12 protein-coding genes are annotated in these 17,654 nt (G+C 41.8%); 3 read left to right on the top strand and 9 right to left on the bottom strand.

What is annotated here, in order from left to right; all coding sequences use genetic code 11:
• Positions 1 to 65 precede the first annotated feature (65 nt).
• The 3 genes from RMY27_RS28415 to RMY27_RS28405 all read right to left on the bottom strand — a co-directional run bounded on the left by RMY27_RS28415 (position 66) and on the right by RMY27_RS28405 (position 5,811).
• On the bottom strand, positions 66 to 2,726 hold the full coding sequence (locus RMY27_RS28415) for an MGH1-like glycoside hydrolase domain-containing protein (RefSeq protein WP_322668192.1): 2,661 nt from the start codon (positions 2,724 to 2,726) through the stop codon (positions 66 to 68).
• A gap of 85 nt (positions 2,727 to 2,811) precedes the next feature.
• Entirely contained in the window at positions 2,812 to 4,812 is a 2,001-nt protein-coding gene (locus RMY27_RS28410) for an amylo-alpha-1,6-glucosidase (protein ID WP_322668191.1), read from the bottom strand.
• Between the two features lie 225 nt (positions 4,813 to 5,037).
• On the bottom strand, positions 5,038 to 5,811 hold the full coding sequence (locus tag RMY27_RS28405; RefSeq protein ID WP_322668190.1) for a glucose 1-dehydrogenase: 774 nt from the start codon (positions 5,809 to 5,811) through the stop codon (positions 5,038 to 5,040).
• 225 nt (positions 5,812 to 6,036) lie between these two features.
• On the opposite strand from RMY27_RS28405, the gene RMY27_RS28400 reads away from it, so the two are divergent.
• Entirely contained in the window at positions 6,037 to 6,252 is a 216-nt protein-coding gene (locus RMY27_RS28400; RefSeq protein ID WP_322668189.1) for a hypothetical protein, read from the top strand.
• Here RMY27_RS28400 and RMY27_RS28395 read toward each other — a convergent pair.
• From RMY27_RS28395 to RMY27_RS28375, 5 genes are all read right to left on the bottom strand, one after another.
• Positions 6,235 to 7,044 (bottom strand): MIP/aquaporin family protein, encoded by an 810-nt coding sequence (locus RMY27_RS28395; RefSeq protein WP_322668188.1) that lies wholly within the window; start codon positions 7,042 to 7,044, stop codon positions 6,235 to 6,237. The two genes, RMY27_RS28400 and RMY27_RS28395, sit on opposite strands and share 18 nt — an antisense overlap.
• Positions 7,045 to 7,216: 172 nt before the next feature.
• The gene (locus RMY27_RS28390; RefSeq protein WP_322668187.1) at positions 7,217 to 8,230 is read right to left on the bottom strand and encodes an NAD(P)-dependent alcohol dehydrogenase; all 1,014 of its coding nucleotides are present in this window, start codon (positions 8,228 to 8,230) and stop codon (positions 7,217 to 7,219) included.
• 633 nt (positions 8,231 to 8,863) lie between these two features.
• A complete protein-coding gene (locus tag RMY27_RS28385) occupies positions 8,864 to 10,258 on the bottom strand; it encodes an ATP-binding protein (RefSeq protein ID WP_322668186.1) in 1,395 nt (464 codons plus the stop codon).
• A 79-nt stretch (positions 10,259 to 10,337) separates the two neighbouring features.
• Positions 10,338 to 11,348 (bottom strand): NAD(P)-dependent alcohol dehydrogenase, encoded by a 1,011-nt coding sequence (locus tag RMY27_RS28380; RefSeq protein ID WP_322668185.1) that lies wholly within the window; start codon positions 11,346 to 11,348, stop codon positions 10,338 to 10,340.
• Positions 11,349 to 12,186: 838 nt separating this feature from the next.
• Positions 12,187 to 12,819 (bottom strand): NADPH-dependent F420 reductase, encoded by a 633-nt coding sequence (locus RMY27_RS28375; RefSeq protein ID WP_322668184.1) that lies wholly within the window; start codon positions 12,817 to 12,819, stop codon positions 12,187 to 12,189.
• Between the two features lie 904 nt (positions 12,820 to 13,723).
• On the opposite strand from RMY27_RS28375, the gene RMY27_RS28370 reads away from it, so the two are divergent.
• Together RMY27_RS28370 and RMY27_RS28365 are read left to right on the top strand one after the other, a co-directional pair.
• The gene (locus RMY27_RS28370; RefSeq protein WP_322668183.1) at positions 13,724 to 14,431 is read left to right on the top strand and encodes an EthD domain-containing protein; all 708 of its coding nucleotides are present in this window, start codon (positions 13,724 to 13,726) and stop codon (positions 14,429 to 14,431) included.
• A gap of 75 nt (positions 14,432 to 14,506) precedes the next feature.
• Positions 14,507 to 16,327, top strand: a complete 1,821-nt coding sequence (locus tag RMY27_RS28365; protein WP_322668182.1) for an iron uptake porin — start codon at positions 14,507 to 14,509, stop codon at positions 16,325 to 16,327.
• A 168-nt stretch (positions 16,328 to 16,495) separates the two neighbouring features.
• Here the strand turns inward: RMY27_RS28365 and RMY27_RS28360 are convergent, their stop codons facing one another.
• Positions 16,496 to 17,467 (bottom strand): quinone oxidoreductase, encoded by a 972-nt coding sequence (locus tag RMY27_RS28360; RefSeq protein WP_322668181.1) that lies wholly within the window; start codon positions 17,465 to 17,467, stop codon positions 16,496 to 16,498.
• Between the last annotated feature and the right edge of the window lie 187 nt (positions 17,468 to 17,654).

The following is a 17,654-nucleotide window of genomic DNA, read 5'->3' as shown; positions in this document are numbered from 1 at the left end:
GGAGGGGTGTACTTCATTTAGTTGCAAAGTGCTGTATCTGAATTGTATTGAGTTACAACGAAGTTTTATTCTGACAAAACCTGTTCTGCACATTGCTGGATTAATTTGGCGATTAAACCTGTCCAACCAGTTTGATGGCTAGCACCAATACCAGCGCCATTATCGCCATGAAAGTATTCATTGAACAGAATCAGATCGCGCCAATTTGGGTCAGTTTGAAATTTGTCTGTTCCACCATAAAAAGGTCGTTTACCAGAAGCATCTGTAAGAAAAATTTGGATTAGTCTTTGAGCTAATTCAATTGATACTTCCTTGAGCGTCATCATTTGACCTGAACCGATAGGACACTCAACTTTGAAATCGTCTCCAAAGTAGCGATAGAACTTTTGTAGTGATTCTAGGAGTAAATAATTAATGGGAAACCAAATTGGCCCACGCCAGTTGGAATTACCGCCAAACATCCCTGTACTAGACTCCGCAGGTTCATAATCGACTCGATACTCCCGACCATCTACCTTTAAAACGTAAGGATCGGATGCATGAACTTTAGACACAGAGCGAATACCATAAGTCCCGAAAAATTCTGTTGCATCTAACATCTTTTCTAGGATGCGACGGAGTTTATCTGGATAGGCAACCGCTAGCAGTCGGCGCTCACCGATACCTTCTTTCTGCATACAAGCAATATTTCGAGTCAGATCGGGGCGATTTTTCAGAAACCATTGCGTTCGCTCTCTAAAGCCTGGGAGCTGATCTAAGGTTTCTGATTCTAAAATGCTCACGGCACATAATGGAATTAACCCCACAAGCGATCGCACTTTCATCGGGAATTGATGACTATCTGGTAAATGTAGAGCATCGTAGTAAAAGCCATCAGTTTCATCCCATAGCGCTATTTCGGCATCACCAACACCGTTCATAGCATCAGCAATGTACAAGAAATGCTCGAAAAACTTGCTGGCGATATCTTCATAGGTAGAATTTTCTTTTGCTAATTCTAAAGCGATCGTTAGCATATTCAGAGAATACATCGCCATCCAACTTGTACCATCTGCTTGTTGCAGATATCCACCAGTTGGTAGTTGAACACTGCGATCAAAGACACCAATATTATCCATGCCTAGAAAGCCACCCTGAAAGATATTCTTGCCCTCAAAATCTTTCCGGTTAACCCACCAAGTAAAGTTTAGCAGTAATTTCTGGAAGACACTCTCCAGAAATTTTTTATCCGCACGACCATAGATTTTTTGCTCAATCTGATAAACCTGCCATGCTGCCCAAGCATGAACGGGCGGATTGACATCACCAAAAGCCCATTCATAGGCCGGTAGCTGGCCGTTAGGATGCATATACCACTCTCGTGTCAAGCGACTCAGTTGCAGCTTGGCAAAGTCAGGATCAATCATCGAGAGCGGAATTACATGAAAAGCTAAATCCCAAGCCGCAAACCAAGGATATTCCCATTTGTCGGGCATGGAAAGTACATCGTCGTTAAATACATGAAACCATTCATGGTTTCTGCCATTGAGCCGTGATGCTGGCGGCGTCGGCCCAGCCGGATCGCCTTTTAGCCATTGGTCGGCTACATAGTAGTAAAATTGTTTGCTCCATAACATTCCAGCAAATGCTTGCCGCTGCACATTCCGCCTGTCTTCTAACATCGGCAACGGACAAATTCGCTGATAAAACTCATCCGCCTCGCGCTGGCGCTCTTGCCAAACTGTATCAAATTCCGTCCCGAATGGTGCAATTAAATTTTGCGCGTCACTTAATCGCAATCGCACTGTCTTGGTTTCGCCTGCACCGATTTCTAATTGGTAACGAGCTGCAAATTTAGTACCGATCCGATTGGGATTAACCCCTGTTTTTTGCCCATTCACTACATAATTATTTATTCCATCTTTAACGTATGGTGAAGCATTGTTGACCCCAAATAATCTTTGATTATTAGTCTCATTTTCTGTAAATAATAGTTCTGGAGTTTCATTACAATACAGCCATCGGGTTTTTAAAGAGGGGTGATAAGCTTCGATGGTGCTGAGGTCAGAGTTAGATTGGCTAATTTTTAACCACGGCTTCTCTTGTTGATTACCAGTCCAAGACCAGGTGTTGCGAAACCAAAGCGTTGGTAATAAATGCAGCGTTTTTGCTTCTGATCCTCGGTTAATTGCAGTGATTTGAATCAAAATGTCGTCGGGTGAAGCCTTAGCGTATTCAACGAATACATCAAAATAGCGGTCTTGGTCAAATATACCTGTGTCAATTAATTCAAACTCCGAGTTTTGGCGACCTCTGCGCTGATTTTCTTCTATGAGCTGACTGTATGGGAAAGCTGCTTGGGGATATTTATAAAGATATTTCATATAGGAGTGAGTAGGGGTGTTATCCAGGTAGAAGTAGTATTCTTTAACATCTTCCCCGTGATTCCCCTGGTTCCCTGTCAGGCCGAAAAGCCTCTCTTTGAGAATTTCATCCTCACCATTCCAGAGAGCGATCGCAAAACATAGTCGCTGATGATTATCGGAAATTCCTGCAATCCCATCTTCTCCCCAGCGATAGGCACGGGAGCGGGCATGGTCGTGGGGAAAGAATTCCCAGGCGGTACCATCAGGGCTATAGTCTTCGCGCACTGTTCCCCACTGCCGTTCACTCAGGTAGGAACCCCATCGTTTCCAATAAGCGGTGCGATCGCGGTCTGCTGCTAATCTTGCTTCTTCTTGAGTCATAGGGATTTTGGATTTTGGATTAAAAATCTTTAGCACAAGGATGTTTTGAATGTCTTAAATAATACTGATTCTATGAATGCAAAACTTAAAACTCAAAATTCTCTGTGGTAGGTTCTGTTGCTATCCACGCGCGAAGAACTTCCGCCACCGTCCAGGCTTGAGCAATACAACCTCGTGGAGTGAGTGGCTCATCGCCATCAAAAATCTCACTGAGACTACCGACGCCGTGAGCGCCAAGATGATTAGCCATTGGTTCAAGTAGACTCCGAGCTTGTACTGGATCGTTGAAAACACGTAGGTGGGCTAAAACAAACGGCCCAATCAGCCAGCCCCAAACCGTTCCCTGGTGATAAACACTATCTCGCTGAAGTTGATCTCCACCGTAGTGACCTTGATATTGTAGGTGATTGGGGTCAAGACTGCGTATACCGTGGGAGGTGAGAAGCGATCGCCCACAAGATTCAACCACACCCCGTTGTTGAACTTTAGTTAGGGGGCTTTGTGGTAAGGATACAGCGAATATTTGGTTTGGTCGCAATGAATCGTCGTCTCCCTCAGGGCCGTCTAGAACGTCGTAGCAGTAACCAACTGCATCATTCCAAAAGCGCTGGAATCCTGTATTTGCACGCTCTTGCAGTTGCTCATATTCTTGGTGCGGCTTACCTAGCTTGCGTGCGAAGTTGGCCATAGTTCCCAGAGCATTACACCACAGGGCATTGACTTCTATGGGTTTGCCAATGCGTGGCGTAACTACCCAATCACCAATTTTGGCATCCATCCAGGTGAGTTGCACGCCTGTTTCACCTGCATAAAGTAGACCATCATTCTGGTCTAGGTGGATGTTGTAGCGCGTTCCTTGACAGTGCCAATCAATAATGTCTGCTAGTACAGGAAATAATTCACTTAGCAATTGGTCGTCTTTTGTCGCCGCATAGTAAGCGCGAATCGCTTCAAAATACCAAAGGGTTGCATCTACTGTATTATATTCTGGTGCTTCACCTGCATCTGGAAAGCGGTTAGGCAACATACCTTGGTCTACGTAGCGGGCAAAAGTACGCAAAATAGGGCGTGCAAGTTCTGGACGACCAACCGAGATTGTCAAACCAGGTAGGCTAATCATTGTATCGCGCCCCCAGTCACCAAACCAATGATAACCAGCAATGATTGTTTTACCATTTGGTTCATCTGGGACTGGGCGACTGACGATAAATTGGTCGGCAGCTAGAACTAACTGATGTATCCACTCTGGAGCTGCTTTAGCATTGATATAGTTTTCTTTCCAGAGTCCGAGTAGCTTTTGGTCATAAGAGCGACGTAAGTCTAAGGCTGCCTTGCCATTTAACTCTGGATGCATCTCGGTGCTGGCAATAAAGGTGAGTGATTCACCAGGCTGGAGGGTAGCGTCAAAGGTTGCTGCATACAGATGATCTTCGCGATCGCTCAGTCCGCGATCGCGTTCTCCGGCTAAGTCAAATTCATAGTACCACTCATGAGCGGGTGAAGCATGACCGCCATCGCTTAATAAATAAAACGGCGTTGCTTCCCCAAAAGCGGTAACACGGATGCCACGTTCAATAGCATCAATGTTCATCTGCCAGCCTTGTGCATGTGTGCTACCGTGATAATCTCGATAATTCACTAGTGCTTTCAGCTTTAGCACCAATGGTTGAGTAGCACGATGCAGGTAATATTGGACATAAGTGGTATTGCTGCCGGGTTGCATCCATATACGTTTTTCCAATAAAGCATCTGCACAAGCAAATCGCCACGTTGGGATTGTGCCTTCTAACTCGAAGGATTCAATGTGCCGATAGCCATCAGGATTGACAGCTTCACCAGTCCAACGGTTGGCTCCAAGGAAATAATTGCGTCCGTCATACAGAACCGTTTCATCTAACTTAGCTAGTAACAGAGTTCTCATCAGTGGCGGCTTTAGTGCTGCCACAAGTAATCCGTGATAGCGACGTGTAAGTATACCTGATACTGTGCCTGAAGCATAACCACCAATGCCATTAGTTACCAACCATTCTCGCCCTGCTGCCAAATCGAGAACACCACAAATTTCGCGTCCAAAGTTGATACTCATAAGTGATAGTACGTTCTGTACTCCAAATCACAAAAACTCTAGAACGGCAGAGCCAACATAAACTAAGCTGTTCTACATAAAGGTTGCATATTTAATCTCTTTACTCTGTGTTATCTGCGCCTCTGAGGTTAAATAAATTATTTTTAAACCGCAGAGGTACAGAGAGAGCAGAGAGAAAAAAACAAATTTTAGGAGTCACCTTGAAAGGCTAGTGTTCTAGCTTACCTATTGCTCATGATAGTTCCGGCTCAATCCTCCATCTACATAGAAGGTTGCGCCTGTGATGTAATCAGCATCGGCTGAGGCTAAAAAGCTAACTATAGGCGCGATATCTTCTGGCTTACCTAAGCGACCCAAGGGAATGTTTTTTAACAGTGCTGCTAATTTTTCGGGGTCATTTAACAGCTTACTATTGATTGGTGTCTCAATTGCTCCAGGAGCCACGTTGTTAATTGTAATTCCTAAAGGCCCAAGCTCAACTGCTAGGTTACGCATCATCATTTTTACACCACCCTTACTGGCACAGTAGCCGGTGAAGTGGGGAAATGCTATTTCCTCATGAGTGGAGCTAATATTGATGATTTTGCCAGTTCGCTTGGTTTCTATGAAGTGCTGCACTATCGCTTGAGTGGCGAAAAATGTACCTTTGAGGTTGAGATCGATGACTGCATCATAGTCGGCTTCGGTGATGTTCCAGAAATCAGCATTTCGACCATCAATACCAGCATTGTTCACAAGAATGTCTAACTTGCCAAAGTATTGAATACCCTGGTCTATAAGTTGACGAATATCGCTAATTACACTTAAATCAGCTTTAACAGTTAAACCTTTGCTACCAGCTGCTTCTACTTTCGACAGAGTTTCTTGAGCGCCTTCAGGATGAGAGCGGTAATCAATCACAACATCTGCACCTTGTTGAGCAAGATGTACAGCAATAGCTTGACCAATTCCTCCGCTACTACCTGTTACTAAAGCTACCTTACTTTCTAGTTTCTTCATTGACTTTCTCCTTCTAGAGTATTTTGATGTTTTCTAGGGTTTATAAATGACTTTCAACTAAAAGAATATTTGTCAGAATTCAAAAGTCAAAATAGTTCAAGAATCAAGAAAATATTTGCTGAATGAATATATTTTTTAGACTCTTTACAAATTTTGACTTTTGACTACTGAATTCTTCTATATCCCTCTTTTGTCAGTTGAAGGATAAAAAAATACCTACTTTTAGTGAACATCAGATATAGTGAGGAATTGTGCGATCGCAGTAGCTGCTTTGCACCATCGCATAATTTTGACTTATTTGTTACGAAAGTAGAAACGAATCAAGCTTATAGATTATTCTCTGTTGAAGGTAATAAAAGAGGGATATCTGCTACATTTTTTGCTAGTCAAGCCTTGACACCAATTGTTGTTTCTAGGTTAAATTTACCCATGCTTTGGTAGATGTGGTACTTTAACATTTTTAAAAATACAACGATAGTTGGGAACATGAAAAATTTTCCCTGTCAGGACTTCGCGTTCACCCATAGCTATCAGGTCAAAAACTTTTACGGCAACTAATGCTCCTAATGGGGATGCAATACAATAAAGCCATTGATTTTGCCAAGACCATGCTAATAAAGCAGGGCCAATGCTGCGTGCTGTATTTAAACTAGTACCAGAAATGGGCGCTCCCAGCCACACCATAGTTGCCACTAGAAGCCATACCATTAAAGGTGTCCAGCGCAATAAATGATGATGACTCAAGAAGATAAAGATAGACAGCACTAACAGAAATGTCATGAAAACTTCAGCTAGAAATACATACCACAACGGATAAACTATTCCAGGTGAAGTTATACAATAATTGACACTGACAAAATAATTTCTCCACAGAGCTAATGCTAAAGATGTGCCAAGAATAGCGCCAAAAAATTGACCAAAAATATATCCAATTAAGTCATGTTTATGCATTTTGCCTTGCAACCAAAATGCTAATGATAAACATGGGTTGAGGTGCGCCCCACTAAGTTTACCTAAAGGTGAAATACTAAATAATGCACCACTTCCAGCAAAGATCAGACCATTAATTAATAAACGAGGACTTACTGCCGGGATGAGATGCTCCATAGGCAAACCTTTACCAAAATTGAAGGTGATGATACTGAATCCAATCAAGAGATTAAAAGCAGTTCCCACTAACTCTGCACCATATTCAGACCAGTTAAGGGTTTTCCAATTTTTGAAAGCATTCATGAGTTTATTTCTGCTTTTTAGACTAGAATAATATATCAATAACCAATTAAATGATTAGAAAACAGTGCAGAGGTTATTATCAACTTAATGCCAATCTGGTTTTTATGAAAAAGTTAGGTAACACAGAAGCATCCCAGTTTTTTGTAGTAGTCCGAAGTAACCACTATACTTGCTACACTCTAATGCTAATCTTGCCAAAGTACTTACCTTGATTCATGTAATCAAACGCTTCTTGGGCTTGCTCAAACTCAAAGACGCGATCGACGATAGGATGGAGTTTAGCGATGCTAATAGCACGGTTCATAGCTTCAAAAGATTCACGATGTCCGGGAGTCAAAATGCCACGTAATCGGATGCGGCCGAGGATAAATTGTAATGCATTAATTCCGGTATCTGAAACCGCTTGTGCTCCTACCATGAGAATCGTTCCACCTAAACGTACCACTTGCATTGACTTAGCTAAAGAAGCACCACCACTCATTTCAACTACGTAATCAACACCACGTCCTTGAGTTAACTGCAATACCTCCTGCTCCCAATCAGGGGTTTGTTTGTAGTTGATTACATCTGATGCGCCCAACTCCTTGACACGTGACAGTTTGGCGTCACTACTGGAGGTGATGATGACTCGTGCGCCTGCAAAATGGGCAAATTGCAAAGCAAAGAGTGAAACAGCAGATGTGCCTTGCAACAGAACTGTATCACCAGCTTGTAGACCCCCTTCTGTCAAGAGTGAGTGCCACGCGGTGAGAGCAGCAGAGGGTAGCGTAGCAGCTTCTTCGTCGGTGAGATGTTCTGGTACTTGCACTAGTGATTCTTCATCTAAAACAGCATATTCTGCCAACAAGCCCGGTAATATTGAACCGAGGGTAAACTTAGTCATCCACTCGCTTAGTTCTCCAGAAACCCATTTTTGGACAAAGTTTCCACAGACGCGATCGCCTAGTTTTACCCGTGTCACACCATCGCCCAAGGCTACGATTTCTCCCACTCCATCGCTTAGAGGAATTAATGGCAAACTTAAAGCGAACGGATATACACCTTTGGCAATCATCCGATCTCGGTCATTAATAGAAGTTGCCTTTACTTTAATTAGGACTTGTCTAAAACCGGGGCTTGGTTGTGGTAGTTCAGTCTGCTGAAATTGATTCACTCCAGCGACATTTTGAACTTCGTATGCTTTCATCTTCAACTTGCTCCTTTTTGTATGTCAGAAATTTTCTTCGTAGTTCAAAAAAATACATTCCAACCTGACAAACAGCTTGTTTAAGGCTGAATACTAACTGCTATAAGCTTCCACCAAAAACTTCCTTTATGCTGTTATTAGCCAAAAAGAAGCGTTCAACCCTGCTGGCAAACCCTTCTTTTTTGATGGAAGTTTATGACATATTGAACACGGCCTTAAATTTGGAAACTGGCAGTAACCATCGCAATGCTCAGACTGCTCCCTTCAAACATTGGTAGATGAGGATAAATATTTGGAGGTATACAATCCTTAATGATTGGACGTTTCTAAGTTAAGATCCGTTTGCAATGACTATGGGTTTAGTCTACAAGTTATGAAACATAGTTACAAGGGACAATTTTTTGGGACAAGGTTGTATTTTGTTGTGCTATTCCAGAAGTATAAAACTTTGGATATTTGATAAGCGATCGCGCCAGTGGTTCTAGTAGTTCGCCAAGTTCACTTGGCGGGGTAAAGGGTAAAGGGGAAGGTGGGGTCCCCTCTGGGGATAAGGGGCGGGGGGAAAGGGTTTAAATCCCTTACCCTTTTCCCTTTCCTCAGTCCTCACAAGCACATTTTTGGGTTGGCAGACTACTAGTGTGATTGTTCTATGGGTAGGCGAACCTGAAAACAAGTACATCCAGGTTGGGAGATGAAGCTGATGTCACCTTCATGGTGTACAACAACAATCCGGTAGGCGATATGGAGACCCAAACCTGTACCTTCTCCTACTCCCTTAGTGGTGAAAAATGGCTCGAAAATGCGTGAATGAATCTCAGGTGGAATTCCGGTTCCATTATCGGTAATCTCCACTAGCAAGTTGTCATTTTCCCTTGATGTGCGTATCGAAATCTGCCCATTTCCTTTGATGGCATTGATGGCATTGTCAATTAGGTTAGTCCATACTTGGTTGAGTTGACTGCCATAAGCATAAATGCTTGGCAAGCTTAGATCGTACTCGCGGGTTACAATCACGCTGCCTTTGAGCTTGTAACCGAGAATTGCCAGCGTACTTTGCAGCCCTTGATGCACATTCACTTCCTGTAGTGGAGCCTGATCCATATACGAGTAATCCTTAACCGCCTTGATTAGCTTGGAAATGCGTGTCGTGCTTTGCTCGATTTCGTTTAAAAGTTCAACTCCTGTTAGTGTTGCTTCAAGCCATTTCAGGACATCGCTTAACAAGTCGGCAGTTACATGTTCTACAAAAGTGTCTAGCCATTTAGTGTCTAGCCCAGCTTGTACTAAAGCTGGAGTAAGTTTCCATACATCATCTACACTGTGCATCTTTAGCCAGTCTGCAACCTCGTTTTCTAGGTCGTTCTGTATTAGTGAATCGATGTAAGGCGCTGGTGTAGTGCGCTTGATCGTGTCGCGCTGTAAATTAACAATATACGACATTTGCTCTTTAGTTATTGGCTGTTGACTGAGCTTGAGTGCGAATGATAACAACCTTTCAAGGGTTTCTTGTAATTGTTCGGCAGCTCGACAACTAGCAGCAGCAGGATTATTCATTTCATGGGCAAGACCAGCTGCCAAAGTGCCAAGTGCAACAAGTTTTTCACGTTGTTGTGAGGTTGACTCTAGGACTTGCATTCGTTGCCCCATGATGTTCAGAAGATTACGGGTAATCGAAGGAAGATTGGTGAGCATTTCCCAGAAAGCGTCTTTGTTCAATCGAAAAAGATGGCTTTCCTTCAAAGCACAAGCACTAGCAAGATAAGGCTGGTTTGTAAACAAAGGAACCTCACCAAAGGGGGTTCCGGGTTCGTAAGTAGCCAAATACATCTCATGACCGCCGAAATTTTTCGTGATCCGAAGCTTGCCTTCTAAAAGCACGTAAAAATAATCAGCACGCTCTCCTTCTTTTGGGAATTTCTTGCCTGGTTCTAGCCATAGGTCGCTACCGTGTTCTGCTAACCAGTGGAGATCGCGATCGTTTAACTGGGCGAAGAGGGACACCTGGCGTAAACTTTGTAAGTCTATCATGCTTTAATCTTGCTAAAATAGATAGATGGAACCGCCATTGCACCCTCACCCACCGCTACAACGACACTCCTTAAAGACATTAAAAGCGGATACAAATTTTGCCGAAGTGTGCACCTTTTTCCATATACTCAAATGCTTCAGGTGTCTCATCAAAGGAAAACACCCGATCGACTATCGGTCGTAACTGATGCTGTGCGATCGCCCGATTCATATCCTCGAACATATCACGATGACCGACGTGTATTCCCTGAACTCGCACGTTCTGCTGAACAATTGGGACGATATTGAAATCTGCCGCCATACCCGTGAGAACACCGATCAAGCTAATCTGACCGCCAAGACGAACTGCACGCAGGGACTTTGCTAAAGTTCCAGCACCGCCTACTTCCATGATGTGGTCTAGACCGATGCCTCCAGTAAGTTCCCGTGCTTTTTCATCCCAGTTCGGTGTCCGCTTGTAGTTAATCTCATCGGAAGCTCCCAACTGACGTACTCGCTCTAACTTTTCGTCGCTACTTGATGTCACAATTACACGTGCACCTGCAATTTTGGCAAACTGCAAGGCGAACATAGAGACGCCTCCTGTGCCTTGCAAGAGTACAGTTTCTCCTGCTTTCACGTCACCCTCTGTAATCAGGGCGTGCCAAGCTGTAACTCCTGCACAAGGTAGTGTAGCAGCTTCCTCATCTGACAGATGTTCAGGTACATGCACAACACCATCCTCATGCAGTACCGCATACTCCACTAGCATCCCATCTTGCGATCCGCCTAAGTCCGACTGAGCCTTTTCTGCTGTCAGTTTACCAGCAAGCCATTTCTGCATGAAGATGCTAGCCACCCGGTCTTTGACCTTCACACGCGTAACACCTTCTCCAACTGCAATCACTTCTCCAACGCCATCAGAGACAGGAATTAGAGGTAAGGGTTTAATAGGAGTGTATACGCCTTTCACAACCATGAGGTCACGGGCGTTGAGCGAAACTGCCCGCAACTTGATGAGCAATTGATTAGGGCCAGGAATTGGCTCAGGTCGCTCTGTAAGGATAAGAGAATCTATGCCAAACGTATCTTTAATTACATATGCCTTCATAAGTTATCTCCTTCAAGATGCTGTCAGTATTTTGTATTTTTAGGCTGTCTTGCTAGTAAGTGGTGAAACCGATGTTAACAGTAGACTTCTTGGCATTTGTCGGGAAAAGGGAAAGGGGGAAAGGGGAAAGGTTCTGTATTGTCCCCTTTCCCTTTAACCTTTACCCTTTTCCCACTCTTGCAAAAAGCACTTTTGCAAGAGGTCTAGTTAAGAATTGTCCAATCGCAAAAAATTGCCTCTAGGAAAAAGAAAAAATCTTAATCTTGTTTTCATTTACACAGATTAGAGAAGTTTTCCAAAATAGAGTCAATGAGTGCTATCAGCAAGATGCTGAATTTGGACTAATAATCATATTTGTAGTTCAACTACTCAAGAAAGAAAATTATTTATCCATACTTACTCAGCTAGTAACAGATTAATTTCAAGCTAAAATAAAAATTTTTTGTTTATTTTTCATGATTAATATTAAAATGTATCAAGCAAATTCACAAGGGTGGTTATTTTAGAACAAGGTTGTATTTTTTCGGTATAATTTAGTATTGCGTTGTAATAATATTTTTTAAAAATCCCAAATCAATACACACCTTATCGGAAAAAATGAGTGTTATAAACCTGCTTTATCAAACTGAAATTTACCATTTAATAATTAATAAAGTTCAAGAATTTACTAATGTGATTGTAGCCTTATACAAAGCTGAGGTTCGCCAAAACATAACCAGGTTTTAGGCTTAGAGAAGTTCAAATTTTGGGCGAACCTCGTTTGAATGGAGTCTTGTGATCCAAAGATTTCATATAATTTTAGAAATTAGCGATCGCCAATGCCTCGGCTCTCTGCTGCTCAACGACGGGCTAAGGTGAACGCGAATTCCTTCGTGATACCTGACTTTATAATTTGCTCATACAATTGTTCCATTGGTTCTAAAAATCGTGCACTGCTCAGTGGTCCTACATCCATCGGCTCAAACCCAACGTCCTCAATCAAAGAAGCGACTACGATCTTAGCTACTTTGTCGTCACCGCAGTAGAAAAGGACTGCTCGCTCCGAGCCAAACAGTCGTGATTCACTCTGGAATATGCTGGCTGCAATAATGTTGAAAGCTTTGACAACCTGAGCACCTTTTACGTGCTTGGCAACCTCTTCGCCACCAGAATTTGTCCATCCCACTAAAAGACCGCTAGAATCTGGCTTAATTGGGTTCGTGCTGTCGATCAGGATTTTCCCTTCAATTGTCCCGGCACAAGCAAGAGCGTCTTCGACTGCGAGCCAGGGTACAGCAAGAAGAATTACTTCGCCAAACTGTGCCGCTTCTGCCACACTACCTATGCTGGCATTTTCACCGGCAGACTTGGCTGCCTCTTGCAGTTTCTGCTGATCGCGCAAGCCACTAAACATAACTTTGTGACCTTTCTTAGCCCAGATATTACCTAGACTGCCTCCCACATTTCCTGAACCGATAATGCCAATATTCACGCATTTACCTCCAACTGACTAATTTTCTAACTTTTTTGGCAGCTTTTCTGAGGATAGACAAAGCTCTAAAGACCGATTATTGATGAATATTTTTCTCCTAATAAATATTTTTGTTTCTTTACATCCATTACGGGCGATCGCTCGTAAACAGCTTCTGTCACTTTCGGAAAACAATAATCTAAATCAGGCTCTGGAACTTTTCTTTCACAAAGGTTTGAGGCTTTATTTTCTAATATAAATTAAAATTTATAGCCAAAAAGTGAAAAGTAAAGCTGCGAAAAGCTTTTAGCGATTGGGTTTTCCCACTTTGATAAAAGAAGGAAACACTATAAGTTTAAGAATTGCCTTGCATTGTAACAAGGGTGGATATTTCATAAATAGTTTGTATTCTTTTGCTAATAGTCTCTTAATCTAAATTTTCCTAGTAGCCTTTGTCACTGGTAAGCTAATTACAACACAATGAGACGTATTGCAAGCAAATATATCTTCAATATATTTTATAGTTTTTTTACTACGGCGTGTAATCAATAGAATTTTAATATCGAAAAAATCCAAACTTGACCCTAAATATTTACCCTTGTAGCGGTGCTTTTTGCTCTCTAAACTTTAAAACATTCAGAGTAAAATTATGCGTCATTTTAGAAAAATTACTAAAGTGTTTTTACTAACTTAGATTGAATTATCAAGATTGTTTGTGATTTTTAATAACAAAAATACAAACCTTACTTAAGTCTAAGCATTTTTATCTTTGTTGATCCTTTTAAAAGAATATCAAACAAATTCCAAAAGCCAAAAATCCGCATTAAGACGCATAAATGCATCATTTTTGACTTGAAATGAGTATCTACTGGCATCATCAATTTCTCTGAAATAGCAACAATTTACTTAATAAGGAAACCATATTATGATTCATCGAATGATTTTTGTTCCTCCTAAGCCAGGAATAACCGAAGAAGAATTTCAACGTCACTGGAAGGAAAATCATGTACCTCTAGCAATAAAAATGCCTCACCTAAAGCCTTACCTTATCTCTTTTAAAATTCCCTTTTTACAAGATCAAGAAAATGATCTTTTTGGTGGTGGAGTAAGTGAAAGTTGGTTTGAAAATGAGAATGCAATGCTAGAGGCGATTCAGTCTAAAGAGTATATACAAGGAGCTAGACTCGATGAACCTAACTTTGTTGCATTTTGGCAAATCTTCGTTTTGGATACAGAAGATTATGTCTTAAAGGAAAAAGATGCGCTCAAACAAGAATCTAGCTTAGTCAAAATGTTCATTCTGTTAAAGCGCAAACCTGGTATGTCATTGGCTGATTTTCGCCAATACTGGCTGGAAACTCATAGTTCCTTTGTACTAAATCTACCTGGTATACGACGTTATGTTCAATGCCATGTACAAGATTATTTTTATGTAATTGGTGAATCAAGTTTTGACGGTGTTGAACAAATTTGGTTTGACGATACGGAGGCAATTGAAAAAATGATGAAGTCGCCGGAGTATCAAGATAAAGTTATGCCGGATATGGAAAACTTTGTTGAACCTAAATATATTTTTCGCTTTGTTACTAATGAGTACTGGGCTGCTAGAGAGCCAGCCACTAATATATCTTGACAAAAATTTAGGTATGTAAATTGGGGTAAAACACCTGTTTTTGGCTATATGAGTGGTGCGATCAAGGAGAGAGCAGTGAAATCACGTTTGCCTTTTAAGCAGATAATACTTTTAACCTTGCTTTTTGGTAATTTCAGTTGGATTGTAAGAGGTTTTCCCTCTGTTCTAGCAGCACCAAAAGTAAATAAATCATCAGCAAACGCTACGACTCTAATTCCAGAAAAACTAGATACTCAAGAGCTGACAACAACATCGGCAGCAAAATCTAAAATTGGTGATTATGATTTGAGTCTGGAGCGTTCAATTCAATCCAAACAGCAAGGAAATATTCATGCTTTAATGACTCAGATAACTGACGTCTCTGAACTATCTGATGTACAACCCAGTGACTGGGCATACACTGCCCTACAGTCTTTGATTGAACGCTACGGCGGAATCGCTGGATATTCCGATAACACCTTTAGAGGTAATCAGGCGCTAACACGCTATGAATTTGCTGCTAGTCTAAATACAGTGCTTGATCGTATTAAGGAATTTATTGCTGCTGGTACACCTGACAAAATTACAACAGAAGATTTAGAAACTCTGCGAAGACTGCAAGAGGAGTTTGCTGCTGAATTAACTACACTACGGGGTCGAGTTGATACTTTAGAAGCTCATACTGCTGAACTAGAGGCAAATGAGTTTTCCACAACAACTAAACTGAATGGTTTGGTTTCGTTTAATATTGTTGGAGCCACCACCAATGGTTCTGTGAAAAGAGAAACTGGGCGTCGTGTGGGTGGCATACCTGAGGTAGAACTAGTTAACAGTAAACCTAATATTACTTTCAGTTATCAAACAGTTCTGGGACTTAACACATCTTTTACTGGTAAAGACTCTCTAGTACTGCAACTTGCTGCTGGTAATTCTAGAACCCCTGTCACTACCGAGTACGGCTCTGGTGGAATTAGTACTTTAGGATTGCCTTTAGGAGATTTTCTTGCTGGTACCCAACTTGATACCTTAACAGTCTTTGATTTATACTACTCCTTTCCTATTACAGAATCATTTCAGGTAACAGTTGGTCCACGCATTAATTGGCTAACCCTCTTCGACATTAATAGATTTACCAACCCTTACGCAGGGGGAGCAGGAAGCTTCAACGCCGTAAATAGTCCTACACTTATTACTACTGTACGGGGTGCAGGTGCAGTCGTGTCATGGAAATTAAATGACCAATTTACATTATCTTCTGGATATTTAGCGGAGAGTAACGAATTTTTACCTACTAATGCTGCATCTGACCCAGCTAGAGGGTTGTTTGGGTCTAACCGCACTAACTCCTTAACAGCTATGTTGACTTACTCTCCTACCCGGAATGCCAACATCAGGTTTACCTATGTCAAGGGCAATCAAGGAACTAACCAAATAGGACAAATTTTTGAAAGACCTATTATAGGACTAGCTGATGATGGGCGTGGTGGTCCTCTCAGGGGAGGGAGTTCTAACGCCTTTAGTGTAAGTGCTGACTGGTTGTTAAATCAAAAATTTGGGGTCTTTGGACGTTATTCTTACTCTAGGATCGATTTAGAACCAGCAACTCCAGGTGTGTCTAATGGTAATGTAAATGCTCAATCCTATCAAATAGGACTTGCTTTCCCAGACCTGGGTAGTGAAGGAGCAATAGGCGTCCTTTCTTATACAGTTCCCTATTCTGTTACTGAAGGTCGAGAATACCTTGTTTCTACTGGTGGTGATGGTGGAAACCAATATGAGTTAGAAGCCACCTACTTCCTACCCCTCTCCAACAATATCGCAATTAACCCATCTGCTTATGTAATCTGGAACCCAAATAATTTTTCTGATAATCCGACTATCTACGTGGGTTACTTACGAATGCAATTTGTTTTTTAACCTATAACAAAACCCGACTTTTGGCTTCTAATAAGCGAAGCTTAAGTCGGGTTAGTTCATCTCCAATCACTCGTATATCTTTATATTTTTCTAAAAACCAAAATGCTCAATTTTTAAGTTTTCAGTGTAAGTAAAGCTTTCTAGCTGGCATTACCCAAGAGAATCTGTTTAAGGCTTCAAAATTAATTTGCCTTGAGTACTGCGACTTTCCAACAACTGATGCGCCTTTGTCGCCTGTTCAAGTGGAAATACGCCTCCTATATTCACTTTCAGTTGCCCTTGTTTGATATATTCAAACAGTGTGTTTAAAGATTCGGTGTACTGTAGGGGCTTTTCCAGAAACCAGTTAAGCCAAAAGCCAGTGACGGTCTGATTTTTATTGATCAAAACAGTGGGGTCGAAAACGGTACTACCGCTTGAGCGACCATAAACAATTAACTGTCCACCAGTAGCAAGACACTCTAAGCTTTTGTGAAAGACCTCGCCTCCGACCGCTTCGAGAATTACGTCAACACCTTTACCATCGGTTGCACGCAATACTTGCTCCTGCCAGTCTGGATCTCGATAATTCAAGAGTGAATCGGCCCCTAAAGACTTGGCTATTTCTAACTTTTCTAGTGAACCTGCTGTCGCAATTACATGCTTTGCACCTAAGAGTTTTGCTAACTGTACGGCTAAAGTTCCCACACCTCCAGCACCTGAGTGAACTAGTACGATCTGTTTTGAATTTATATGGGCTACCGTTTTTAGCATATGAAATGCTGTTAACCCCTGTAAAAGAATTGCAGATCCTAGATCAAAGTCAATGTCCTTTGGCAGAAACTTTGTTAGATAGTGAGGTGCAACCACGTATTCGGCGTAGCCACCATTCTGTACTAAAGCAACTACTCGCTGCCCTAGCAAAGAGGATGAAACCTCTGCTCCCAGTTTCTCAATTGTGCCCGCCACTTCAAAACCGGGTGTAAACGGTAGTTGAGGAGTATAAACGTAGATGTTGCGACGCTGTAAAATGTCAGCGAAGTTAATTCCCGTGGCTTCGACTCGGATTAAAACTTCCCCTGGTTTTAGCTCTGGAACAGGGAGATTTTCCAAGCGCAGAACATCTGCGTCACCGTACTCATGAAACTGAATCGCTTTCATTTGATTAACTTCTCTCTTCTATTATTTGCAGATGAGTGTGAAGAAACTCTTTGGCAAAGTACTGTATAGCTACCACTGTTTGCTAATGGACTACTTTGATGCTTTGGCGATCGCATCCGCATCCAAGTTACCTAATATCAATTTACATTGAAGCTGCATAGAAAAGAGCTTCAAGAATAAAGTCATA

The sequence above is a fragment of the Nostoc sp. DedQUE09 genome (assembly GCF_034530915.1).
In the GTDB taxonomy this organism is placed as follows: domain Bacteria; phylum Cyanobacteriota; class Cyanobacteriia; order Cyanobacteriales; family Nostocaceae; genus Nostoc.
This window is presented reverse-complemented; position numbering and strand designations above follow the sequence as displayed.